The organism is Mesorhizobium sp. P170090, from assembly GCF_057786115.1.
This window is the reverse complement of the sequence record NZ_JBYNWH010000001.1, coordinates 694,610-718,422: the sequence shown is the minus strand read 5'-3', so window position 1 is coordinate 718,422 and position 23,813 is coordinate 694,610. Positions and strand designations below refer to the sequence as shown.

The 23,813-nt window shown below is 64.5% G+C and carries 22 protein-coding genes, 1 tRNA gene and 1 pseudogene; 15 read left to right on the top strand and 9 right to left on the bottom strand.

All coding sequences use genetic code 11. The features are described from left to right. Position 1 precedes the first annotated feature (1 nt). Together AC3EML_RS03585 and AC3EML_RS03580 are read right to left on the bottom strand one after the other, a co-directional pair. Positions 2-2,209, bottom strand: coding sequence for an SAM-dependent methyltransferase (locus AC3EML_RS03585; RefSeq protein WP_352520735.1), 2,208 nt, complete (start codon positions 2,207-2,209; stop codon positions 2-4). A 143-nt stretch (positions 2,210-2,352) separates the two neighbouring features. After that, positions 2,353-2,427, bottom strand: a tRNA-Gly gene (locus tag AC3EML_RS03580). A gap of 218 nt (positions 2,428-2,645) precedes the next feature. Here AC3EML_RS03580 and AC3EML_RS03575 point away from each other — a divergent pair. The 4 genes from AC3EML_RS03575 to AC3EML_RS03560 all read left to right on the top strand — a co-directional run bounded on the left by AC3EML_RS03575 (position 2,646) and on the right by AC3EML_RS03560 (position 5,287). Further along, the gene (locus AC3EML_RS03575; RefSeq protein ID WP_488505156.1) at positions 2,646-3,143 is read left to right on the top strand and encodes a prolyl-tRNA synthetase associated domain-containing protein; all 498 of its coding nucleotides are present in this window, start codon (positions 2,646-2,648) and stop codon (positions 3,141-3,143) included. Positions 3,144-3,223: 80 nt separating this feature from the next. After that, positions 3,224-4,231, top strand: a complete 1,008-nt coding sequence (gene trxA / locus AC3EML_RS03570) for a thioredoxin (protein WP_352520737.1) — start codon at positions 3,224-3,226, stop codon at positions 4,229-4,231. A gap of 111 nt (positions 4,232-4,342) precedes the next feature. Next, entirely contained in the window at positions 4,343-5,014 is a 672-nt protein-coding gene (locus AC3EML_RS03565; protein WP_023685086.1) for an LON peptidase substrate-binding domain-containing protein, read from the top strand. A gap of 30 nt (positions 5,015-5,044) precedes the next feature. Further along, positions 5,045-5,287, top strand: a complete 243-nt coding sequence (locus tag AC3EML_RS03560; protein WP_023672122.1) for a Trm112 family protein — start codon at positions 5,045-5,047, stop codon at positions 5,285-5,287. 237 nt (positions 5,288-5,524) lie between these two features. Here AC3EML_RS03560 and AC3EML_RS03555 read toward each other — a convergent pair whose 3' ends face one another. Genes AC3EML_RS03555 through AC3EML_RS03545 form a run of 3 tightly spaced genes read right to left on the bottom strand, consistent with a single transcriptional unit; the run spans position 5,525 to position 11,266 of the window. Then, positions 5,525-8,797, bottom strand: coding sequence for an error-prone DNA polymerase (locus AC3EML_RS03555; protein WP_352520738.1), 3,273 nt, complete (start codon positions 8,795-8,797; stop codon positions 5,525-5,527). Further along, positions 8,794-10,272 carry a DUF6504 family protein gene (locus tag AC3EML_RS03550; RefSeq protein WP_023736736.1) on the bottom strand — a complete coding sequence of 493 codons (1,479 nt, stop codon included), beginning with the start codon at positions 10,270-10,272 and terminating at the stop codon, positions 8,794-8,796. Before AC3EML_RS03550 ends, AC3EML_RS03555 begins: the two co-directional genes overlap by 4 nt. Beyond that, positions 10,214-11,266: an ImuA family protein gene (locus AC3EML_RS03545; protein ID WP_023747409.1), complete on the bottom strand. Its 1,053-nt coding sequence runs from the start codon at positions 11,264-11,266 to the stop codon at positions 10,214-10,216. The genes AC3EML_RS03550 and AC3EML_RS03545 overlap by 59 nt, the downstream gene beginning before the upstream one ends. A gap of 229 nt (positions 11,267-11,495) precedes the next feature. On the opposite strand from AC3EML_RS03545, the gene AC3EML_RS03540 reads away from it, so the two are divergent. The 3 genes and pseudogenes from AC3EML_RS03540 (at position 11,496) to AC3EML_RS03530 (ending at position 12,590) form a co-directional block, all read left to right on the top strand. Continuing rightward, entirely contained in the window at positions 11,496-11,918 is a 423-nt protein-coding gene (locus tag AC3EML_RS03540) for a metallopeptidase family protein (protein WP_023673918.1), read from the top strand. A 65-nt stretch (positions 11,919-11,983) separates the two neighbouring features. Further along, positions 11,984-12,299: pseudogene (locus AC3EML_RS03535) on the top strand (type II toxin-antitoxin system RelE/ParE family toxin). Positions 12,300-12,308: 9 nt separating this feature from the next. Continuing rightward, a complete protein-coding gene (locus tag AC3EML_RS03530; protein ID WP_352520739.1) occupies positions 12,309-12,590 on the top strand; it encodes a helix-turn-helix domain-containing protein in 282 nt (93 codons plus the stop codon). A gap of 30 nt (positions 12,591-12,620) precedes the next feature. Here AC3EML_RS03530 and AC3EML_RS03525 read toward each other — a convergent pair whose 3' ends face one another. Together AC3EML_RS03525 and AC3EML_RS03520 are read right to left on the bottom strand one after the other, a co-directional pair. After that, complete coding sequence (locus tag AC3EML_RS03525) at positions 12,621-12,827, bottom strand: DUF1737 domain-containing protein (RefSeq protein WP_023673921.1); 207 nt, start codon at positions 12,825-12,827, stop codon at positions 12,621-12,623. A 39-nt stretch (positions 12,828-12,866) separates the two neighbouring features. Further along, positions 12,867-13,763 (bottom strand): HpcH/HpaI aldolase/citrate lyase family protein, encoded by an 897-nt coding sequence (locus AC3EML_RS03520; RefSeq protein ID WP_352520740.1) that lies wholly within the window; start codon positions 13,761-13,763, stop codon positions 12,867-12,869. Between the two features lie 631 nt (positions 13,764-14,394). On the opposite strand from AC3EML_RS03520, the gene AC3EML_RS03515 reads away from it, so the two are divergent. Genes AC3EML_RS03515 through AC3EML_RS03500 form a run of 4 tightly spaced genes read left to right on the top strand, consistent with a single transcriptional unit; the run spans position 14,395 to position 19,406 of the window. Further along, a complete protein-coding gene (locus AC3EML_RS03515) occupies positions 14,395-15,933 on the top strand; it encodes a DUF4153 domain-containing protein (protein WP_352520741.1) in 1,539 nt (512 codons plus the stop codon). Between the two features lie 4 nt (positions 15,934-15,937). Then, a complete protein-coding gene (locus AC3EML_RS03510; protein ID WP_027050469.1) occupies positions 15,938-16,633 on the top strand; it encodes a response regulator in 696 nt (231 codons plus the stop codon). After that, positions 16,621-18,216: a sensor histidine kinase gene (locus tag AC3EML_RS03505; RefSeq protein WP_352520742.1), complete on the top strand. Its 1,596-nt coding sequence runs from the start codon at positions 16,621-16,623 to the stop codon at positions 18,214-18,216. Before AC3EML_RS03510 ends, AC3EML_RS03505 begins: the two co-directional genes overlap by 13 nt. A gap of 23 nt (positions 18,217-18,239) precedes the next feature. Next, positions 18,240-19,406 carry an NAD(P)/FAD-dependent oxidoreductase gene (locus AC3EML_RS03500; protein ID WP_352520743.1) on the top strand — a complete coding sequence of 389 codons (1,167 nt, stop codon included), beginning with the start codon at positions 18,240-18,242 and terminating at the stop codon, positions 19,404-19,406. A 206-nt stretch (positions 19,407-19,612) separates the two neighbouring features. Here the strand turns inward: AC3EML_RS03500 and AC3EML_RS03495 are convergent, their stop codons facing one another. Next, a complete protein-coding gene (locus tag AC3EML_RS03495; protein WP_352520744.1) occupies positions 19,613-20,344 on the bottom strand; it encodes a DUF72 domain-containing protein in 732 nt (243 codons plus the stop codon). A gap of 145 nt (positions 20,345-20,489) precedes the next feature. Then, complete coding sequence (locus AC3EML_RS03490) at positions 20,490-20,915, bottom strand: GNAT family N-acetyltransferase (RefSeq protein WP_352520745.1); 426 nt, start codon at positions 20,913-20,915, stop codon at positions 20,490-20,492. Positions 20,916-21,078: 163 nt separating this feature from the next. On the opposite strand from AC3EML_RS03490, the gene leuD reads away from it, so the two are divergent. The 4 genes from leuD (at position 21,079) to AC3EML_RS03470 (ending at position 23,726) form a co-directional block, all read left to right on the top strand. Then, positions 21,079-21,684 (top strand): 3-isopropylmalate dehydratase small subunit, encoded by a 606-nt coding sequence (gene leuD / locus AC3EML_RS03485; protein ID WP_023694556.1) that lies wholly within the window; start codon positions 21,079-21,081, stop codon positions 21,682-21,684. A 64-nt stretch (positions 21,685-21,748) separates the two neighbouring features. Next, on the top strand, positions 21,749-22,672 hold the full coding sequence (locus tag AC3EML_RS03480; RefSeq protein ID WP_352520746.1) for an Ivy family c-type lysozyme inhibitor: 924 nt from the start codon (positions 21,749-21,751) through the stop codon (positions 22,670-22,672). A gap of 306 nt (positions 22,673-22,978) precedes the next feature. Next, entirely contained in the window at positions 22,979-23,362 is a 384-nt protein-coding gene (locus AC3EML_RS03475; RefSeq protein ID WP_023683820.1) for a RidA family protein, read from the top strand. 13 nt (positions 23,363-23,375) lie between these two features. After that, positions 23,376-23,726 carry a VOC family protein gene (locus AC3EML_RS03470; RefSeq protein ID WP_023671691.1) on the top strand — a complete coding sequence of 117 codons (351 nt, stop codon included), beginning with the start codon at positions 23,376-23,378 and terminating at the stop codon, positions 23,724-23,726. Positions 23,727-23,813: the final 87 nt, after the last annotated feature.

Sequence of the window (23,813 nt, the reverse complement as noted above, 5' to 3'; positions counted from 1 at the left end):
TTTATCCGAGCACGGCCTCGACAGTGGCGACAAAGTCATCGAGCGAGCGGTCGCCGCGAATCTCGATGCGCGGAAGGTCGATGAGATCGCTATCGAGGTCCGCCGGCCCGTGCCTGCGGCCGAAGCCTACTCGATAGCCGCACTCCCTGGCCAGCCGGCCAAGCCGCTCGTCGGTGACGGAGAAGGGTGCCGCGAACGCCCTGGTTGGCCGGCCGGTCCAGCGTTCGATGAACAGACGAGAGCGCAGGAGCTCGGCGGCCAGGTCAGCGCTCGACAGACCATCGATGGCGCGATGCGTCGCCATGTGGCTGCCGAAGAAGGCGCCTTCGGCAGCGAGGCGTCGCACCGTCCCGGCGCCCATAAGCGGCGTCGGCGGACCGATGTCGGTGTCCCACTTTGCACTTTCGCCCACCAGGTCCGTCACCAGGAACACTTCCGCGTTCAGGTCGTTGGCGCGCAAGATCGGCCAGGCATGGTCGGCGAAGTTCTGGAAGCCGTCATCGAAAGTGATGAGCACCGGGCGGCCGACGAAAGGCTGACGGTTGGCGATGGATGCTTCCAGCTGCTCGGAGCCAATGGCGTGAAAGCCATTGGCGCGCAGCCATCCCATCTGGCTGGCGAATGCGGCGGGCGTGAGCCGAAAGCGAGCGAGCGCGGCCGGACCTTCATCGGCAACGCCGTGATACATGAGGACAGGGATATGCTGGCGCTGCTCGTTACGTGCGACGTCGCGGCGCAAGGCTCGCGCCCCACCCCAGACGATATTTCGCGCGACGCCGATTTCGATGGGCGCGCGGATCGGCACATGATCGATCACCGGGTCCGTCGCCACATCGCCCGGCGACAGGCGGCGGAAGCGGTCTATGCGGTAGAGTTCGGTCTGGATCGATTGCTCGAGCACCAGGCCTTCGGTCGCTGCCAGCGTCTCGGAGATCGCCTGGGCACCGAATGTGTTCCAGTCGAAGCCCGTCTTTTCGACATTGTCACGCAACACGAATGCGTGTGCGCTGATGAAGCTGCCGCCAGGCGCCAACGCCTCGGCGAATTTCCTGGCGATGCGCCGTAGCTCGGCGAGATCATCGAGGTAGTAGAGTACTTCCGAACAGACGATCAGATCCATCTCACCCGGCAGCGTGTCGGCAGCGAAATCGAGTACGCCGAACTCGACATTCGGCTGATCGTTGCATCGGGCGCGGGCTCGCCCGACGGCTATGGCGGAAATGTCGGTTGCGGTCAAATGGCCGACGCGAGGCGCCAGCTGCCGCGTGAAGTGGCCCTCCGCGCAGGCCAACTCGAGCGCCCGCCCGATGGGACCGGGAGGCAGGATTTCGAGCTGGCGCTCGTATTTTTCCTGCTCATAGGACGAACCGTAGTTCCACGGATCCTCGGTCGCGAAATAGCTGTTCCAGAACGCCGTGCGATCCTTGTCGTGCTTGTCCGCGACCCGTGCGCGGCGCGGCGCAACAGGCTCTGACGGTTCAGCGCTCGACCGAACCAGGTCATGCGCCTGTGCGGCCAATTGCGCGAGTTTGCCGAAGTGGCTGTCCGGATCGGGCTCGCTTCCCGCCATGGCAAACGATGCCTCGGCTGCAGGCGTGTTTGACGTGGTCGCGCCGGCGCCCTTTTGCGGTGCAGGCGATCCTCCCGCAAGCCGCTCAGCAGGCACTACATCCAGGATCAATTCAATCCAATGATCGCTTGTCACCGTCCCGAGTGCACCGAACTGCACTACAGCCTCGATCCGGCCATCCAGCATCAGATGGGCATAGATCTGATCGATGCCTTCCGGCAGTTCGGTCGCGGTCGGATTGCGAGCGTCGACGCGAATTCCGAGCGTTCGCGCCAGCCTGCGCGGCGTGGCAAGATCGTCGGGTTCGAGAAGCATTTGCTCAAGCTGGTACTGGACGCGGCGAGCTGCTGCGGGATTGTCCCAGATCTTGCCGAGTTCGATGATCAACGCGGTGGTTGCGCTGCCGAACCTCGCCCATCCGGCAGCCAATTGCGCCGGCACCGACAGGCTTCCTGCCATGAGGCCATCGAAGATTACCTTGGCAATCTCATGCGCCCACTTGCGTCCCGCCGGGAGCGCGCGCAGGGGCTGCGGGTCGATCGAGCGCGAGCCTGAGCCGCATTCGGACGCGGCGTTCCGCAACGCCAGCCAAGCAAGCGCTTCGGATGCGGTGCCGCCGTTCGCCGAACTGGAAACCAAGGGATTATTCGCCACGCCGTACTACCCGCGCCTGGTTTTGAGGGAGAACAAGTGTCCCGCAACGCGCTTACATCGCCGGTCTGGAAAAAGCAAAAGGCGCCCCGAAAGGCGCCTCTTCATCGCTTGATTCCCCTAGAGGAAACTGGAGCGGGTGAAGCGATTCGAACGCTCGACCCCAACCTTGGCAAGGTTGTGCTCTACCCCTGAGCTACACCCGCTCACACGGCCCTCGGGGCCGCAAGCCGGGCCTATATGGCTGAAGAGCGCGGCGATTGCAACAGGGAAATGACGGGCTTTTTAGCCGCGCCAAATTCGCCTGGCCGAACCTTGTCGGCCACGCGGGTGGTTCATCGACTTCCCGCATGACGGTCTTGTCTCGGCGGCACCATTGGCCGTAAACGGCTTTGCCGCGCGCCGATACAGGGGAAGACCACCAATGCCGAAGACCGAAGCCGAGCTTCTCGCCTTTCTTGCCAATCTCGGCATAGACGTGTCGACCGTGCGTCATCCGCCGCTCTATACGGTGGCCGATTCGCAGTCGCTGCGCGGCGAGATACCGGCCGGGCACACGAAAAATCTGTTTCTCAAGGACAAGAAGGACAATTTCTTCCTGGTCAGCGTCGGCGAGGAGGCGGTCGTCGACCTGAAGCAGATCCACACGATCATCGGCGCCGCCGGCCGGGTGTCGTTCGGCAAGCCGGAGATGCTGATGGAGCTGCTCGGTGTCATTCCGGGCGCGGTCACCGTGTTCGGGCTGATCAACGACACCGAAAGACGGGTCAAGGTGGTGCTCGACCAGGATTTGATAGCACATGCGACAGTCAACGCGCATCCGCTGACCAATGAGGCGACGACGTCGATCGCGTCCGCCGACCTCATCAAATTCGTCGAGGCAACCGGACATGATGCTGCTATCTTGAAAGTCTCGGCTTGATCGCCACATGGATGGCGAAAACTGATCTCTAGTTAAGGACGTCGCGCTGCTCCGCGGGGCGCGATCGGAAGGGCGACGACATGAGCGACAACAACAATCCGTTTGGCGGCCAATTCGGCGGCAATTCTGGCCAGTACACCACGTCCGTGCAATATGGCGGCGCCGAGCCGGCCAAGTCGGCACTTGGCTCGACACCCGGCGCAGCACCTGCCGCTGGCGAGCTGATCAAGGACACCACGACCGCCACTTTCGCCGCCGACGTCATCCAGGAATCGCGCAAACAGCCGGTACTGGTCGATTTCTGGGCGCCGTGGTGCGGGCCCTGCAAGCAGCTCACGCCGCTTCTGGAAAAGGCGATCAAGGCCGCCGGCGGCAAGGTCAAGCTGGTCAAAATGAACATTGACGATCATCCCTCGATCGCCGGCCAGCTCGGCATCCAATCGATCCCGGCGGTCATCGCCTTCAAGGACGGCCAGCCTGTCGACGGCTTCATGGGCGCCATCCCCGAGAGCCAGATTGCCGAGTTCATCACCAAGGTCGGCGGCAAGGGCAATGGCGCGCCGCCGGTGGCCGAAGCACTGGCCGCGGCGGCGGAAGCGCATGCGGCGGGCGATGCGCAGACCGCAGCCGACATTTACGACGCCATCCTGGCGCAAGCGCCGGAGACGATCGAGGCGATTGCCGGGCTGGGCGAGCTTCTGTTCGAGGCCGGCGACAGCGACGGCGCCGAGGCGCTGCTGGCAACGGCGCCGGAGGCCAAGAAAAATGCGCCGGCACTTGCCGCGCTGCGTGCCAAGATGACGCTGGCTGCAGAAGCGGCAGCACTTGGCAATCCAGCTGAATTCGAGCAGCGACTGGCCGCCAATCCCGGCGACCACCAGGCGCGTTTCGACCTCGCCATGATCCAGAACGCCAGGGGCGAGCGCCATGCGGCGGCCGACAATCTTCTGGCGATTATAAAAGCCGACCGGACGTGGAACGAGGACGGCGCCAGGGCGCAGCTGCTGAAACTGTTCGAGGCCTGGGGCATGACCGACGAGGCGACGCTGGCGGCACGGCGCAAATTGTCGTCGCTGCTGTTTTCCTGAGCCGTTTGCCGGCCAAATTGCCGGGGCGTGGCTGTCGGGCCTTGCGGTCGGCGGCCGCCGCGCCAGATTAGGCCGATAACATCGCGCCCGAAGCGGGTCGGAGGAGTGAAGGTGCAGGTCGGAAACGCATTTTACCGGGTCGGCAAGGATCTGCCGGCAACCATTCCGGTGTTTCCGCTTGCCGGCGCGCTGCTGCTGCCGGGCGGGCGCATGCCGCTCAACATCTTCGAGCCGCGCTATCTGCAGATGGTGGATGAGGCGATCGCCGGCGCGCGGCTGATCGGCATCGTCCAGCCCAGCCTCAATGGCGCGTTGCGCGCCGACGGGGAGCCGGAACTGTGCAATGTCGGCTGCGCCGGGCGCATCATCTCGATGGCCGAGAGCGGCGACGGCCGCTATCTGGTTTCGCTGCAGGGCGTCTGCCGTTTCCGCATCACCAGCGAATTGCCGGTGAAGACGCCTTTCCGGCAATGCAAGCTGGCGCCGTTCCTCACCGATCTTGCCGAAGACCAGGCGGCAAGCGAGGTCGACCGGCCGGCGCTGTTGAAAGCGTTTCGCGCTTATCTGCAGGCCAACGATCTCGAAGCCGATTGGGAAAGCGTCAGCCGCGCCGAGAACACCATGCTGGTCAATGCGCTGTCGATGATGGCGCCCTACGGACCGGCCGAGAAACAGGCGCTGCTGGAGGCGCCCGACCTGAAAGCCCGCGCGGAGACGCTGATCGCGATCACCGAAATGGCGCTGGCGCGCGAGAATGAGGACTTTGGTTCCAGCCTGCAATAGGGGCTGAGCCGATGGCTGAAGGGGGATCCAATGGCTGCGGATGGGCGTGACGGCAAGTCGGTCAATGTCGATCCAAAATTGCTGGAGCTGCTGGCCTGCCCGCTGACCAAGGGGCCGCTGGCCTGGGACCCGGTGCGCGGCGAGTTGATCTCGCGGCTTGCCAAGCTCGCTTATCCCGTGCGCGACGGCATCCCGATCATGCTGCCCTCGGAGGCGCGGACTATTTCGGCGGAAGACGTGCTGTCGCCGCCGCGATTGGGTGGGCCGGGCTGAATCAGAGCGTCGCTGAAGTTTGCTGAAGGCTGGCGGGACAGCGCCCTGAAGTCCTGCCGGACATCTCCCCCACAAGGAGGGAGATTGCTTGTCGCTCCCGCTTCGCCAGTCTTTATTGTTGAAAAATTGGCTGGATGGCGAAGCCGCCGATCTCCCCCAAGTGTGGGGAGATGCCCGGCAGGGCAGAGCAGGGCGCGAAGGATCATCGTCGCTTCGCATTCGATGAATAAGCTGCGCCTACTGAAAATTCCGCCCCTTGGGCATGACCCTTTCAGCTTTGTCCGAGAGGGTGGCAATGTCGGGCCGGGCAGCCGGCGTCATCTCTTCCAGCAGCACCGTCAGCCACGGCGTCAAATCCTCGATCTTTTCGGCGACGATGTGGATGACGTCGGATTCCGACTGCAGCTTGCCGGTGACCTTGACGAAGCGCGCGCCCATGACGATGGGCCGGAAACGGGTAAAGGTCCGCTCCCAGAAAATGACGTTGGCGACGGCCTTGTCGTCTTCCAGCGTCAGGAAGATCGCATTGCCCTTGCCGGGCCGCTGCCGCACCAGCACCAGGCCGGCGACCGAGACCCGCCTGCCGTCGCGCACCGAGCCGAGATTGGCATTGGGAATGACGCCGGCGCGGTCGAGCCGCTCGCGCAGGAAGGCGACCGGATGCGCCTTCAGCGACAGGCCGAGCGCGCGGTAGTCGTGGATGACGTGCTCGCCGAGCGGCATTGTCGGCAGTTTTGTCTCGGGCTCGAGTTCGCGCAGCCGGATCGCCGGCTGGTCGAACAGCGGCAGACGTTCGGCGGCGCTCTTGCCATCCAGCGCGCGCACCGCCCACAAGGCTTCACGACGATCGAGGCCGAGCGAGCGGAAGGCGTCAGCCTGCGCCAGTCTTTCGATTTCGCCGACATTGAGGCCCGAGCGCAGCCACACATCCCTGACGCTTGTATAGCCGGCGCCGCGCCGCGCGGTGAAAGCTTCCATACGCTTCTCGGCCAAGCCCTTGATCTGACGGAAGCCAAGCCGGACGGCGTACCGGGTCTTGATGACACCGCGCATTTCGGCATGGCGCCCCAGGATGCGGCCTGGATCGAATTGGGCTTTCTCCAGGGTGCAGTCCCAGTCGGAAAAATTGACATCGACGTCGCGGATATCGACGCCATGGTCGCGCGCGTCGCGCACCAGCTGGGCCGGCTGGTAAAACCCCATCGGCTGCGAATTCAGGATCGCGGCGCAGAACACGTCGGGATAAAAGGTCTTGAACCAGCAGGAGGCATAGACGAGCAAAGCGAAGGAGGCGGCGTGGCTTTCGGGAAAGCCGTATTCGCCGAAGCCTTCGATCTGCTTGAAGCAGCGCTCGGCGAAGTCCTTGGTGTATCCCTTGCCGACCATGCCGTCGATCATGCGCTGGCGGTAATTGCCGATGGTGCCGGTGCGCTTGAAGGTGGCCATGGCGCGGCGTAGTTCGTCGGCTTCGCCGGGTTTGAAACCACCGGCGACGATTGCAATATTCATCGCCTGTTCCTGAAACAGCGGCACGCCGAGTGTCTTCTTGAGAATAGCCTCCAGCTCTGGCTTTTGATATTCAGCCGCTTCCTTGCCCTGCCGACGGCGCAGATAGGGGTGCACCATGTCGCCCTGGATCGGGCCGGGCCGCACGATCGCCACCTCGATGACCAGGTCGTAGAATTCGCGCGGGCGTAGACGCGGCAGCATCGACATCTGCGCGCGCGATTCGATCTGGAAGACGCCGAGCGTGTCGGCGCGGCAGATCATGTCGTACACGTCGTTCTCTTCCGGCGGCAGGGTGGCCAGCACATAGGGTCGGCCGTAATCATCCCGAGCCTTCGGATAATGGTCGGTGAGCAAGGTGAAGGCGCGCTTCAGGCAGGTCAGCATGCCAAGCGCCAGAATATCGACCTTCAGGATCTTCACCGCGTCGAGATCGTCCTTATCCCACTCGACCATCTTGCGCTCGTCCATTGCCGTCTTGACGATGGGGACGATCTCGTCGAGCCGGTCGCGGGTAATGACGAAGCCGCCGACATGCTGCGACAGATGCCGGGGAAAGCCCATGATCTCGTTGGCGTGGGCGATCACGTGACGGGTCGAGGTCTCGTTGCGGTCGAGGCCGCCGGCATGCGCCTCCTTCTCGCCGAGCTCCGAGGTCGACCAGCCCCAGATCGAACTGGAGAGCGCAATGCGGACATCGTCCGATAGGCCCATGGCCTTGGCCACCTCGCGCAGCGCCGAGCGGCCGCGATAGCTGATGACGGCGGCAGCCAGCGCGGTGCGCTTGGCGCTGTATTTGGAGTAGATGTACTGGATCACCTCCTCACGCCGCTCATGCTCGAAATCGACGTCGATGTCGGGCGGCTCGTTGCGCTCCTCGGAAATGAAGCGCTCGAACAACGTGTCGATGCGCTCGGGGCCGACCTCGGTGATGCCGATGCAGTAGCAGACGATCGAGTTGGCGGCCGAGCCTCTGCCCTGGCACAGAATGCCCTCATTGCGGGCGAACTGGACGATGTCGTAAACGGTCAGGAAATAGCGCGCATAATTCAGACGCTCGATCAGAGCGAGCTCCTCACTGATGCGCTGCAAGACGGAAGCGGGGACGCCCGCCGGATAGCGCGTGGCGGCCCCCTCCCTGGCCAGACGCTCTAGCTCGGCCTGCGGCCCAAGCCCTGATTGCGTCGGCTCGTCGGGATAATTGTACTGGAGGTCGCTGAGCGAGAAGGTCAGTTCGCCGGCAAAGCGCAGCGTCTCGGCCAGCGCCGGTGGATGGCGGCGGAAGAGACGGGCCATTTCCAGCGGCGGCTTCAGATGGCGCTCGGCGTTGGCCGTCAGCTCCAGCCCGACCTCGGCGACCGGCAAATTGAGGCGGATGGCGGTGAGCACATCTTGCAGCGAGCGGCGCTCGGCGCTGTGATAAAGCACGTCGTTGGTCGCCATCAGCGGCACGCCGGCGATGTCCGCCATGCCCGCCGCCTGCTCGATGCGGAAACGGTCATTGCCGCGATAATCCGGCGCCATGCCTAGCCGCAAATTAGCGCCGAAACGGTCTTTCAGTTGACGGACCAATGCCAGGGGATCGTCGGCATTCGCCGAGAGGTCCGGCAGCACCGCCAGCGACAGCAGGTCGCCCCATTCGAGCAGGTCGCTGCGCTGGAGAAGGGTCGCGCCCTTCTCGTTTTCATCGCGCAAATTGGCTTGCGTCAGCATGCGGCAGAGATGGCCCCAGCCCTTGCGGTTCTGCGGATAGGCGAGAATGTCCGGCGTGCCGTCGCCGAACACCAGGCGGCAACCGGGGTGATAGGCGAGCTTCTCGACCTTGGCCTGCTGCCAGGCGCGCACGACGCCGGCCACCGTGTTGCGGTCTGCCAGTCCGATCGAGGAAAAGCCGAGGAATTTGGCCGCCACCACCAGCTCCTCCGGCTTGGAGGCGCCGCGCAGGAAGGAGAAGTTCGACTGGATGCCGAATTCCGCATAGGGGATGACGGTCAGCGCGTTCATGCGAAGACCCCATGCATGAACCAGCGCGGCGGCACCTGCGGGTTGCCATAGAGGCCTTGCCGGTAGAGCCAGTAGCGGCGGCCGTCGGCATCCTCGATCCGGAAATAGTCACGCGTCGATGTGAGCGGATCGCTTGACGTTTCACGCCACCATTCCGGCGCGATGCGTTCCGGCCCCTCGGCGCGCGCGACCCGGTAGAGCGCGCGGCGCCAGCGGAAATTCATCGGCGGACCCTCAGGCATTTCGGTGGCCGGCACCTCGATCGGCTCGGGCGAACGGAACAGCCGGATCGGCCGTTCCGGCGGGAAGATGGTTGCGCGCGGCGCGTCTTTCGAGCCCGGCTTCCTGAGCGGTGTTTTGCGTTGTGGCGCTTCCGAGAACGGGATGGTGGCGATGGCGCGCTCCGGCAGATGGCTCTCGAGGGCGACCGGTTTCAGCACCGCACTGTCGCCGAGCCTGGCGCGGATGCGGTCGGCAAAGAGTGCCATGTCGGCGCCGTCATCCTCGGTCTCGCCGGTCAAATCGGCCTGCTGCATGTCGAAGCCGGCGGCCGCCAGCACCGAAAGCCGCACCAGGTCGAAGCCGTAGCCGGCATCGATGTCCTGTTCGAGCGCGGCCAGCCGCTCATGGAACAGGCGCTGGATAAGCTTGGGTTCGCGCAACGGTCGCGAGGTACCGACAGCGATGCGGCTGACGGCGCCGTCGACGCGAAACAAAAGCAGCGCCAGCATCCTTGCGCCCTCGCCGCGGCGTTCGAGATCGGCCTTCAGCGTCACCGCCAGCAAGAGCACCAGCCGTTCGATCTCGGCGGTCAGCACGACCGGCTCGGCCAGGTGGCGTTCGACCGAAAGCGGGGCCACGGGCAGGCGCGGCGATACCGCCTCGTCGAGACGGCCGAGCGCCTGGTCGAGCCGCAACAGCAAGGTCGCGCCGAAGCGACGGGCGAGCGGCGCGCGCGGCGCTGCCATGATCGCGCCGGCGGTCCGCAGGCCGACGCTTTCCAAGCTGGCGCGGATATCGGCTTCGATGCGCAGTGCCGCCAGCGGCAAGGGGGCGAGCAGCGCTTCCTCCTCGCCGGAGACAACGATGCGGTTGCCGCAGAAGCGCGCCGCCGCCCAGGCTGCACCCGGCGTCGCGGCCAACCCGGCGCGGACATCGAAACCCTGCTGGAAAAACCGCGCAAGGATGTCGTCCAGCATGGCGCGCTCGCCGCCGAACAGATGCGTGCAGCCGGTGACGTCGAGATAAAGGCCATCAGTACCGTCGAGCGCCACCAGCGGCGTATAGCGATCGCACCAGTCGGCGAGGCCTTCGAGCAGCCGGCGATCGGCGTCCGGATCGGCCTCGACGATGTCGATCGAGGGATGCATGGCGCGCGCATCGGCAATGCCCATGCCAGGCTTCAGATGCAGCGCCTCAGCCCGCTCGTCGAGGGCCGATATGCGCTGGGCGTTGCGGTCGCGATGGCTGATCACGAGCGGTGGGTGAGATGGCGGCAGATGATCCGAAGGCCGGGAACGCCACGACCGTCCCAGGCGCTGGCGCAGGATCCGTTCTGCCGCCAGATGCGGGAACCACAGCGACAGAATTCTCTGCCCGTTTTTCGCGGGGCTTTCTTTCTTCGAATGCGTGTTCATCGGGATTCCACTCCAGTGTGAATTGTCCAGGCAGAGCGGTGCGGCTCTTGCCGATGCTGACGGTGAAGGCAGGCCGGCCGATCGAGCCGGCGAGCGACCCGGCGATCGTCCGGCGGCTCGCCGCTGGTGCAGCCGACACGATGAGGCGCACCGGGGCGGCGGTCGGCTCGGCTTCGCCGGCCTGGCGCAGCAGGAACACCGGCCGGCCGGCGTTTTGGGCGCGCGCGTGCAGCCGGCGCGTCGCGGTGAGGTCGAGCCGCTGCGGGCTGCCACGGATTTCGAGGATGATTGCGGCGAGCGCCGTCATCTTCGCGGCCTCCTCGGCTACCCACAGCGCATCGGTGAGTTTCGGCGCCTCGGAAAACAGCAATTGCTCCGGTGCGATACCGAAAATGCCCTGCAATCCCCTGGCATAGGGAAAGCCGGCCTCGCGAAAAATCTCCGATGTGCCGATCCACAGCACGGGCAAGGGCTGGCCCTTGAGGATCAGGCTGACAAGCGACAGCACAAAGCCGGCGACGGCCCCGGCATTGCGGGTCTCAAGGCCATGGATTTCGCTCAAGGCGGCTTTCGGAAGGCCGCCGCTGAGGGCCGCATCGAGGCGCTCGACGCCGGTGGCCAGGAAAGCATCCGGCGAAGCCACGGCAAGCCCGCGCCGGATGATGGTGACATCGGCATCGGGTTCAGGCGCGGCGTCGAGACCGCCGCCAGGACCCGCGCGCAGCCCCTCGCCAGCCGGCGCGGCCAGGCGCTCGGGCAGCGTTCCCTCGATCTTCGCGATCTGGCGGCGCAGGGCAAAAACAGTCTCCCGCGCCACGGCTGATGTCGCCATGACGGTCAATTTCTCTCACAACTGTTCCTGTTATGTTCCTATAGATTCCAGAGGGTGCCGGAAGAGTCAAGCGGAGTCAGAAGGAATTTATTCCTTGATCAAAGGTGGCGAGGCCAACCTTGGACTTTGGTCGCAGCCATTCGGCGCAAAGAAACAGTCATTGGCCAGGTACCCGTCCATTTGCCGAGTCCGGAGGGAAAGCCTATATGCCGGCATCAAAGGACAAAGCATGGCCCGCATCTACAAGACCCGCACCTGGCACGATGAACTCTCGCCTTCGATCGAGGAGATCGAGTTTCTGGCGCTGGAGGCGTACGCACATCTGCCCGACGATTTTCGCAAGCTGACCGGCGAGATCGTCATCATGATCGCCGAATTCCCGACCGACGAGATCATGGACGATCTGTCGCTGGAGACGCCGTTCGACCTGCTCGGCCTGTTCGAGGGCCGCGGCATCGCCGAGCGCTGGAACCCGCAGACCGGCGAAGGCCCGAACCGCATCACCCTCTACCGCCGCGCCATCCTCGACTACTGGGCCGAGAACGAAGAGACGCTGGGCGACATCGTCACCCATGTGCTGATCCATGAGATCGGTCACCATTTCGGCCTGTCGGACGACGATATGGAAAAGCTTGAAGAGGCGGCGGAGTAAGGCTGTGCGATATTCAGGTGGCGAGCCTGCTTGTGAAATTATACAAGTTTTGATATAAAGTCTGTATGCCGACCAAGCGACTGGAGTTTCTTGGACATTCTCTTGCCAAGCTCCGGGCTTTTCCAGAGGCGGTGCGCAAGGAAACGGGCGCTGCACAAGGTTCAACTCGGATTTGAGCCAAGCGATTGGAAGCCGATGACGACGATAGGCCTAGGCGTACGGGAAATCCGTGTCCGAGACGATGCTGGCGCGTTCCGGGTGCTTTACGTCGCCAGCATAGGTGACGCCGTCTTTGTCTTGCACGCCTTCCAGAAGAAGACGCAACAGACGGCGAAACGAGACTTGGCTCTTGCCGCATCGCGGTTCAGGCAAATTCAGTGAGACATGCTCATGGAACGTCAAAGCTTTGAAAATGTCTGGGATGCGCTGGAAGACACCCCGGCTCAGTCCGCCAACATGACTATGCGCTCCAATTTGCTGATCGCGATCGAACAGCGGGTGCGGAGTTGCGACGTTACCCAAGCCGAAGCAGCCAACCGGCTCGGGATTACCCAGCCACGCCTTAGCGATCTTCTGCGGGGCAGGATCGCGAATTTTAGTCTGGACACCTTGATCAATCTGGCCACACAGGCCGGACTTACAGTGCGTCTTGATATTGCCGAGGCAGCCTAGCGCTGTCTTAGACAGGCTGGCAAAGCTCGCCTACCAATCACTCAGCTTCGTATCCGGCCCGTATTCCTGGCCGTCGATATCCTTCACCACCGCCTGGCCGCAGCGCATCGATTTGGTCTTCTTGTCATAGGCGTAGGTCGGTGAGCCGTACAGGTGCCAGCCCTTGTTCAGCGCCGCGGTGACCTTGTGGCAGAAGGTTGAATCGTCGGGGGCGGACAGAAAGCGGTAAAGTCTCATGGGTCAGGTCCTGTCGTGAGTTCGTCTTTTCGGGGCGGATCATGCGCCGATGGCGGCGGCCTTCGCCAGCAATTTCTCGGCCTGCGCCAGGTGCAGCCGCTCGACCATCCTGCCGTTCAAAGCAATCACGCCCTTGCCGGCATTTTCCGGCAAGGCGAAGGCATCCTTCACCGCGCGCGCCTCGGCCAGAGCTTCGGGCGCGGGCGCAAAGGCTCGGTTGGCGGTTTCGATCTGGGCGGGGTGGATCAGCGTCTTGCCATCGAACCCCATGGCAGCGGCTTCCGTGCATTCGCGCGCAAACGCGTCGAGGTCGCGAAAATCGTTGGAGACGCCGTCGAGCATGTCGATGCCGCCGGCCCGCGCCGCCAGCACCATCTGCATCAGCCAAGGCACGAGGTAGCGCCGATCAGGCGTCGCCAGAATGCCGGTTTCCTTGACCAGATCGTTCGTTCCGGCAACGAAACAAGCTAGGCGCGAGGCCGGGTCGCGGCCGAGTTCGGCAATGGCGCCGATATTGAGCATGGCCTTCGGCGTCTCGATCATCGCCCAGAGCTTGACGCTGTCGGGGGCAAAATTATCGTCGAGCACGTCGCCGACTTCGAGGATATCGCGCGGCGTGGCGACCTTGGACAACAGGATGCCGTCGGGCTCGAATTTCGCCGCGGTCAGCAGGTCATCGTTGCCCCATTCGCTGGACAGCGCGTTGACGCGCACGATCATTTCGCAGCGGCGCCCATGCTGATTGGCAACTGGCCGGCTGGCGAAGATGCCGACCAGTTTGTCCCGCGCCGCAATCTTGTCGGCGGGGGCAACGGCGTCCTCGAGGTCGATGATGACGGCATCGCAGGCAAGCGTCGCGATCTTGGCCAGCGCCTTGTCATTGGAGGCGGGGACGTAAAGCACCGAGCGGCGCGGGCGGTAAGGTTCGCTTGTCATGGCCGATCTATGCCGCGTGGGGGCGGGGGAGGCAAGCGTCCGACCGGTACCTGATGACGAGCCAACTGCGAAAGCTTGCGCTGCCCCGCCCGTCCCGCAGCAGTTGCGGAAGGGGGGCCTTTCCTCTCCCCCGTCGATCGGGGGAGAGGTGTCGAGCGAAGCTCGACGGAGTGGGGGTCGACCCTTGGGCGCAACGCGAGCAATGCGCTCAGTGCCCTTCCGATGTCCGTTCGCGGCGATTGCCAGGTGGTTCCCCCACTCCGTCTCGGCTTCGCCGAGCCACCTCTCCCCCCTCCGGAGGGAGAGGAAAGGAGCCTGGCTGGGACAGCGCCAACGTCCGGAAAGATGGCGGGCAGCGCCCCGGCCGTAAGCGCAGGTCCTGCACGAAAACTGCACATCCCTGCGGAAAACCTCCTCCGCTCCGCCCCGCCGTTTCCATGCGAGCCCGCGACAACAGCGGCATGCAACAGCGAAACGCTCACCGTTGGTCCCTGCCCTATCGCCTGCGCAGCGAAAGCTGGTGGTTGGTGGATCCGCCCCGGACGGAGGCCCGCCCTTACCTGGAAGCGAGCCTGCTCCCTTTTATCCGCCCACCGGCCGAGCGGACCAAGCCCGTCAGGAAAATCCGCGCATGACATCGTTTGCAAGCTTTTCCAGCCGCTTTGGCATCGCCGTCCTGCTCGTCGCCCTGGCGGATTTTTTCTTCTATGGCCAGCCCGCCGGGATCACTGTCCTGCTGTTTGCCATCCTGATCGCCGGCGCGGTGGTCGCTGTGCATCCTGCCGCGCTGAATTCCACCCGACCCTGGCTCAAGCCGGCCGCTTTGTTCGTCGCGCTGCTGCCGCTGGCCGAGAACGTCAGCCCGCTGTCGGTGGCGATAGCTGTCGTGGCGCTGGTGGTGTTTGCGCTGTCCCTGTCCGGGCGGCTACGGCACGGCATCGCCCGCATTGCCGGCCAGGTCGCGCTGTTCCTGCTGGCGGCGCCGCTGCGCCTTATCCGTGACTTTTTCCACTGGCGCCGCACGGTGCGCCGGCTTGGCGGCCGCCGCATCCGCCTGGCGTCCATCATCGTCTGGGTCATGCCGGTGACGCTGGGCGCGGTGTTCCTGTTCTTGTTCGGCGCCGCCAATCCGGTGATCGAATACTGGCTGTCGCTGATCGACCTGATGAAGCTGCTCGATCTCATCCAACTGGCGCGGATCGTCTTCTGGCTGTTCGTGCTCGCCGGCGTCTGGGCTTTCCTGCGGCCTCGCCTGCCGCGTTTCCCGCGCCGCCTTCCACGCCGCCTTCCACCTTTGACGCCGCCTGCAGCCGTGGCCGCACCGGCCGCGACTAAACCAGCGACAACGATCGAGGCCGTCGTCTTCGGCAAGGCCGCGATCTTGCGCGCGCTGATCGTCTTCAATGCCCTGTTTGCGCTGCAGACCGGGCTCGACGCCGCCTATCTCTGGGGCGGGGCCGCCCTTCCCGACGGGTTGAGCTATGCCGCTTATGCCCATCGCGGCGCGTATCCGCTGATCGCCACCGCGCTGCTGGCCGCCGGCTTCGTGCTGGCGGCGCTGCGGCCGGGCAGCGAAACCTCAGGCGATCCGCTGATCCGCCGGCTGGTCTATGCCTGGGTGGCGCAGAACATCGTGCTGGTCATCTCGTCGATTCTCAGGCTCGATCTCTATATCGGCGTCTATGCACTGACCTACTGGCGCATCGCCGCCTTCGTCTGGATGGGGTTGGTGGCGTCAGGGCTTGCACTGATCATTGTCCGCATCGCGCTTGGAAAATCCAACGAATGGCTGCTCTCCGCCAATCTTGCGACGTTATCGGCGACGCTTTATGCCTGCTGCTTCATCAACTTCGCCGCAGCGATCGCCAATTTCAATGTCGACCATTCCCTTGAAATGACCGGCGACGGCACGCCTATCGATACCGAATATCTGCGCTCGCTCGGCGCTGCCGCCATGCCGGCGCTGGACCGCCTCTACATGCACCAATTCGGAAACCAAACCACCTGTCTGGCCGACCAAATGATGATCGACGACACTATCGCCGAGCAGAAGCAGTGGCGCGCCTGGAGCTTTCGCGGCTGGAGGCTCCTGCAGGTTCTCGACAAGAGAGGTCCGCTCGTGCTTCCTCCACCTACCCAGCCCTCGCAACCTTCAGTGCCGGACCGTTAGATCCATGCCGCATCAGATCCTGGTCGCCGACGACGATCCGCACATACGCGAGATCATCTGCTTTGCGCTGGAGAAGGCCGGCATGAAGACGCAAGCCGTGTCCGACGGCGCCGCGGCCCTGCAGGCGATCGAGCGCCGCGTGCCCGATCTCGTCGTGCTCGACATCGGCATGCCGGAGATGGACGGGCTGGAAGTCTGCCGGCGGCTGAGGCAACGCTCCGACGTGCCGGTTCTGTTCCTGTCCGCGCGCGACGAAGAAATCGATCGCATCCTCGGGCTCGAAATGGGCGGCGACGACTATGTGACGAAACCGTTCAGCCCGCGCGAGCTGGTGGCGCGCGTCAACGTCATCCTGCGCCGCGCCCGCCCGGTGGCCCCGGACCCCGCCGGTGACAAGAACTTTGCGCATGGCAAGCTCAGCCTGGTGCCGGCCAGCCACGGCGCCAGTTTCGACGGCAAGGCGCTGGCGCTGACGGCGATCGAGTTCTCGATCCTGAAGGGGTTTCTGGCGCGGCCGGCGCATGTGCTGGGCCGCGACCTGGTGGTCGCCAGCGCCTATGCCGCCAACATCCATGTCGCCGACCGTACCGTCGATAGCCACATCCGCAACATCCGCGCCAAGCTGGCGGCGGCGGGCTGTCTCGACGCCATCGAAACCGTGCATGGCGTCGGTTTCCGGCTCGGCCGATGCGGCGCCTGAGCGACGCCAAATGGATCGGCACCAAATGGCGGCCAAGGCTGGCCACGGTGGTCCTCGCCATCCTCATCATGGTGCTGGCGCTGCCGCTGGTCGGCCTGTTCTTCTTCCGGCTTTATGAAAACCAGCTGATCCGCCAGACCGAGGGCGAGTTGATCGCGCAAGGCGCCGTCATCGCCGCCATCTATGCACAGAATACCAGTGACGCCGGCATTGCCCCGGAGAAGCTTGGTGTGCCGATGCAGGCTGACAGCGGCGAAGCCAGCCGCGGCGACGACTCGCCTTACCAGCCGATCGAGCCGACACTCGATCTCGCCTCCGACTATTTGCTGCCGACCCGGCCCGCCGGCATTGTTGGCGCCACCGATCCAGCCTTCGCGGCGATCGGCGCCAGCCTGTCCGGCATTCTCGACACCACGCAGAAAACCACCCTGGCCGGCTTCCGGCTGCTTGACCCGCATGGCGTCGTCATTGCCGGGCGCGACGAGGTCGGCCTGTCGCTGGCCAATGTCGAGGAGGTGCGCACCGCCCTTGCCGGCCACTATGCCAGCGCGCTCAGGCAACGAATTCCCGATCAGCCGCCACCGCCGCTCTATTCGGTCAGCCGCGGCACGAAAGTTCGCGTCTTTGTCGCCATGCCGATCGCGGTCGACGGCCATGTCGCCGGCGTGATCTACCTGTCTCGAACGCCGAACAACATCGTCAAGCATCTCTATGGTGAGCGCGGCAAGGTGACGCTGGCGGCTATCGCCATGCTCTTCGGCATGCTGCTGATCGCGCTGGTGTTCCTGCGCACCGTCAGCCGGCCGATCTACGCGCTGATGGAGCGCACGAGGCGCATCGCCGCCGGCGACCGCGACGCCATCCGGCCGCTCGACCATCACGGCACGCGCGAAATGGCCGAGCTGTCCGCGGCCTTTCTCGACATGGCCGAAAAGCTGCAGGCGCGCTCCGACTCGATCCAGACCTTTGCCACCCATGTCTCGCACGAGCTCAAATCGCCGCTGACGGCGATCCAGGGCGCGGCCGAACTCTTGCGCGATTCCGGCGAGGCGATGGACGCGGCAGAGCGCAAGCGGTTTTCCGGCAACATCGTCAACGATGCCGGAAGGCTCAATCTGCTGGTACGGCGCCTGCTCGATCTGGCGCGCGCGGAAAACCTGGCGCCGAGCGGCGAAAGCACATCGCTCGATGCGGCGCTGGCATTGCTGCCGGTGGACGGCAGGCTGGCTGTGACCATCGAGACGGGCGGCGAAACCGGTCTGCGCATCTCGGCCGAGAATGCGGCGATCGTGCTTGCCAACCTGATCGACAATTCCGCCAGGCACGGCGCGACCCAGGTTTTGCTGGCGGCTGCCAGCGCCGACGGCAAAGTGACGATTGCGATCAGCGATGATGGCGCCGGCATTTCGCCGAGCAACAGGGCGCGCATTTTCGAGCCGTTTTTCACCACGCGGCGCGAGTCCGGCGGCACCGGCATGGGCCTCGGCATCGTGCTGGCCCTCCTGAAAGCGCATGATGGCACGATCGCGCTGGTTGACTCCGGGCGCGGCACGCGCTTCGAGATTTCCTTGCCAGCCGCGTGAGGGCTGGTGGATCGGAGAACAAAGTGCGCTACGACATCGTCATCATCGGCGGAGCCATCGTCGGCTCCTCGGTCGCCTACTACCTTCGCGAGGAAGGCTTTTCCGGCTCCATCGCGCTGATCGAACGCGACCCGCAATTCGCAAATGCGGCAACGACGCTGTCCATGGCCTCGATCCGTCAGCAATTCTCGATTCCGGAAAATATCCGGCTGTCGCAGTTCACGCTCAACCTGTTCCGGCGGCTGAAGGAGACCTTCGGCACCGACGCCGATATCGGTTTTCGCGAAGGCGGCTATCTCATCCTGGCCGGCGACGCCGGGTTGCCGATCCTGAAAGCCAACCACGAGGCGCAGGTCGCCGAGGGCGCCGACATTCTGCTCGAGGACGCCGACCAGCTGGCAAAGCGCTTTTCATGGCTGTCGACCGAAGGCATCAGCGCCGGCGCCTTCGGCCGTACCGGCGAGGGCTGGTTCGACGCTCATGCCATGTTGACGCTGTTTCGCAAGGCATTGCGTGACAGACAAATAGATTTCATCGCCGCCGACGTCACCGGCATTGAGAGGCAGGGCAACCGCGCCACCGGAGTGGACCTCGACAATGGCGAAAGACTGCAAGCCGGCATCGTCGTCAACGCCGCCGGGCCGAATGCCGGCAAGGTGGCCGGCATGGCGGGACTCGTGCTGCCCGTCGAGCCGCGCAAGCGCAACGTTTTCGTCTTCGAGGCGCGGGAAAAATACGCCGACATGCCGCTGCTGGTCGACCCATCCGGCATCTATGTCCGGCCTGAAGGCTCGGTCTATCTCACCGGCGGCGCCGAGCCGGAGGAGGGTGACGGTCCCGCCGACCCCAGGGATTTCGGCGTCGACTGGCCGCTGTTCGAAGAGGTGATCTGGCCGGTGCTGGCAACCCGCATCCCGGCCTTCGAGGCGATCAAGCCGACCCGCGCCTGGGCCGGCCATTACGACTACAACACGCTCGACCAGAACGCCGTGGTCGGACCGCATCCCGAGGTCGGCAACTTCATCTTCGCCAACGGATTTTCCGGCCACGGCCTGCAACAGGCGCCGGCGGTCGGCAAGGCGCTGGCGGAGTTGTTGGTGCATGGCGGGTATCGGACGGTGGATTGCTCGGCGTTTGGGTACGCCAGAGTGGCCGAAGGAAGGGCGTTCCGGGAATTGAATGTGATTTGAGGCGGCAAAAGCTCACTGTCGAGTTCCCGCCCACCCCCCTCTGCCCTGCCGGGCATCTCCCCCGCAAGGGGGGAGATTGGCAGCTTCGGCGAAGGCGCCATTCTTGCAACGTCGGCGATTGGCGAAAGCGGTCGCGGCATCTGATCTCTCCCCCCTTGCGGGGAAGATGGCCGGCAGGCCAGAGGGGGGTGCTGTCCCGCGAGAGTCTAAGCAACCATCGCACTGACAGCCATCGCGTTGCCCAGTGCATGCCCGGCGGCCGTGTTGTCGAAAATGCCCCAGACCTCGGCACCGGAAGCGGCCGCTGCTTCCACTTGCCGCGCAAACCGGTCGAGCGTTTCGGCATCGTAACCCGAATAGTAGATGCGCGGCGCGCCGTGCCAGCGGAAATAGGCAAGGCCGGGCGAGCCACCCGGCCCTGCTGCCTCCGGAACCGAAGCCGGGTCGGCGGCGACCCGTGCGACCTGGTGACCGGCGAGCAGTGCGTCCGCCTCGGCACCGAACCAGCTGGGATGGCGCGGCTCGCATGCCAGCCTTGCCCGGACACGCTTGCTCAACATGTCGAAGAAACCGCCGGCGACCTCCGGCTCGAAGGGCAGGCTTGGCGGCAGCTGCGCCAGAAGCACGCTCAGCTTTTCGCCGAGACCTTCGACCTGCCCGAGAAAGTCCTCCGTCAGCCCCTCGCAATCGGCGAGGCGATGCTCATGGGTCATGCTCTTCGGTGCCTTGACCGCGAAGCGGAAGTGCTCCGGCACGGCGTGCGCCCAGCGCTCATAGGTCTCGCGGCGGTGCGGCTTGTAGAACGAGGTGTCGATCTCGACGACCGGAAAGCGTTTTCCGTAACGTTCGAGATGCGACCCGGGCTGCGGAAAGTCAGCCTTGTATCGAGACGGAATTCCCCAGCCGGCGGTGCCTATGAGAGATCGGCGATTTCCCATGCTGGGGATGTGGACCGGATGAAGCGCGGGTCAAGGGCGGCGCCGGCCGGCGTTGTTCCGCGGGGTCCTGAACACCGTTCCGCATTGCCCGAGAACCTTGCCCGCCTTGACTCCCAACCCGATCGGCAATTGCGCCCGACGCTCGTCAGCCCTCGCGGGAGAACCAGAACGCGTCGGCGATTCGCGTCATGCCAATACGCTCATAGAAGCCGACGGCGTCGGGCATCGAGATCAGGCTGATGGCGACCGAAGGCCCAAGCTGCCGGCGGGCCTCGTCCATCAGGCCCTTGCCGATGCCGAGGCCTTGCGCAGATTGGGATACGGCGAGCTCTGAGACGTAGCACACCCAGGAAAAATCGGTGATGGCCCTGATAACCCCGATCAGCGGCCTGCCTTCGATGTCGAGCCGCGCCGTCAGCACCAGGTTCGCGCCCGAAAGCATCGCCTGCAGCCGGGCGTCGTCATCGACGGGGCGTGTTTCGCCGAGCGTGGATTCAACCAGAACGCGGCGGAATTCGGCGACGTCGAGTTCAGGCTCCCGGGCATAGATAATCTTCGATTGTGCGGTCATGGGCGTAAGGTGCACCAACGGCAGCCGGTTTTAAAGACAGTGCCGCGCCGATCTTTCGATCGGGCCGCGCACCAACAGTTGCCTTTTATTTGCCGGCGGCTTTGTGTAAACCGGGCGCAGCAAACCCTGACGCAACGAATTCGATCAAGAACGGGCAAAAGCCATGGAAAAATTCACCAAGCTCACTGGCGTCGCCGCACCGATGCCGATCGTCAATGTCGACACCGACATGATCATCCCCAAGGATTATCTCAAGACGATCAAGCGCACCGGGCTCGGCAGCGGCCTGTTCGCCGAAATGCGCTACAAGGACGATGGCTCGGAAAACCCCGACTTCGTGCTCAACAAGCCAGCCTACCGCAAGGCGCAGATCCTGGTCGCCGGCGACAATTTCGGCTGCGGTTCGAGCCGCGAACACGCGCCGTGGGCGCTGCTCGATTTCGGCATTCGCTGTGTCATCTCGACGTCGTTCGCCGACATTTTCTACAACAACTGCTTCAAGAACGGCATCCTGCCGATCACCGTCAGTCCGGAAGATCTGGAGAAGCTGATGGACGACGCCTCGCGCGGCTCCAATGCGACGGTTTCGGTCGACCTCGAGGCCAAGGAAATCCGCGGCCCCGACGGCGGCGTGGTCACCTTCGACCTCGACGACTTCAAGCGCCACTGCCTGCTGAACGGTCTCGACGATATCGGCCTGACCATGGAGAAGGCCGGCGCCATCGCCTCGTTCGAGAAGAAGAACGCTGCCGAGCGTCCTTGGGCCTGAGTGGTACGAGATGGCCCGGCCGCCACAAAGCCGGGTTCGTGGCGGCTGAACGGAGGGGACAGTCATGACACGTTTTCTTCTTGCCGGCGCCTGCGCGCTGGCGTGGATGCTGATGCCGGTGGCCGGCGCGCAAGCACAGACCGACACGGTCCTCGTGCCGGCAGAAGATCCGTCCGCCGCCGATCCGGGCGCGTCGAGCAATGCGGCCCTGGCGGACGATGACAGCCAAGGGCCGGTCCCGTTCGAGGGCGGGCAGCTGATCATCACCCAGCCGGAGCAGGATGGCGAAAAGGTGCTGGCCTATGACGGCAAGCAGCTGGCCAGCAATTACGACGTGTTCTTCGACAGAACAGTCAAGGTCGGCGGCGTCGACGTGGCGCTGGTCGATGTCGGCGACGGCGGCAACCAGTGCGGCCCGGCCAAGGTCATCGTCTGGAAGCCGGAAGGCGGCGAGATACAAAGCCTCAAGGTCGAACAGGACGAATGCGGCGCGCCGCCGGCGGCGGTGGCCGACAACGCCATCTATTTCGTGCCGTATCTGTTGCCGGGCGATACGAAGCAAGCGCTGCAATGGTCGCCCAGCGACGGGCTGACGATCTCGGGCGACCTGACCTACGCGCCGGAGCCGGGTACGGACTGGAAGGACGTCGATCCGGCCAAATACCAGAACATCATCGACGCCTTCCACAATGAGGCCGTCTACAAGGCGGCGCAGACGCTACTCGGCGACACCATGCCCGACATGGCGACCAGCCTGCTGGTCGGCGGCGGCACCGCAAAGACGGCGTCGGGCGCCTTCTACGCCACCGGCTGCGTGCCGCACGCATGCGGCAGCAATGACGGTTTCATGGCGGTCGACCCGGCCAAGCACACGCTCTACTTCGCCCGGCGCGGCGACAATGGCGAGCCGCAGGCGTGGCCTGACGTGAAGACCTGGCCTGCGGATGTGAAGGAAGCAATGGACAAGGCGCAGGAGTCGGGGAACTAGAGTTCGCGGCAGCGCGGCGAACACTCGGTGTTCATGCTTGTTCCGTCGCGATCCGTCACACCCCCCTCTGCCCTGCCGGGCATCTCCCGCTCAAGGGGGGAGATCAGACGTCACTCTGGCTTTCGCCAATCGCAAATGTGGAAAGCGAGAAAGGCGTCCGAACTGCTAATCTCCCCCCTTGAGGGGGAGATGGCCGGCAGGCCAGAGGGGGGTGCTGTCCCGCCGACGACCAAGATTTGCACCTGACTTGGCCCATGGTCTGGCCGGCCCTTTCCTGCAAAGTGTCCGAAACCACAGCGAGGCTCCATGCGCACACTCATCTCCACCGGTTCGCCCTTCGAAAAAACCGCCGGCTATTCGCGCGCGGTGGTGCAGGGCGACTGGTGCTTCGTGTCGGGAACGACCGGCTACGACTATGCGACGATGACCATGCCGGAAACGGTGGAGGCGCAGACGCGCAATTGCCTGGCGACCATCGCGGAGGCGCTGAGGGATGGCGGCTTCGACATGGCCGATGTGGTGCGGGCGCATTACTACATCACAGACCGGGCCATCGTGGACGTCGTCTTCCCCATCCTCGGCGAGGCTTTCGGCGAGATCAGGCCGGCGGCGACGATGATCGTGTGCCAGCTCAACAAGCCGGAAATGAAGATCGAGATCGAAGTCACGGCGCTGCGGCGCACGGCTTGAAGAGGCCAAAGCCATGACGGTCCGGCGCATCGTAGCCAATATCGGGACGCAGGACGCGGCGGCGGCGAAACGCTTCTATCAGGACGTGCTTGGCCTCGATGTGCTGATGGATCAGGGCTGGATCGTCACCTACGGGTCCGACGAACGGATGCAGGTGCAGATCAGCTTCATGGCCCAGGGCGGCTCCGGCACGCCGGTGCCGGACCTCTCCATCGAGGTCGACGATGTCGATGCGGCGCTGCAAGGCATGAAGGCCGCCGGCTTTGCCGTCGAATACGGTCCGGCCGACGAGCCGTGGGGCGTACGGCGGTTTTATGTGCGCGATCCGTTCGGCCGGTTGGTGAATATTTTGTCCCATAAGTGATTTGTTCCTCTCCCCCGCCTCTGTCGAGGGCGAGGAACCCAGGTTCTGAGAGGCGGGCACCGTCGTAGCGTTCTTCATCCCCTTGCG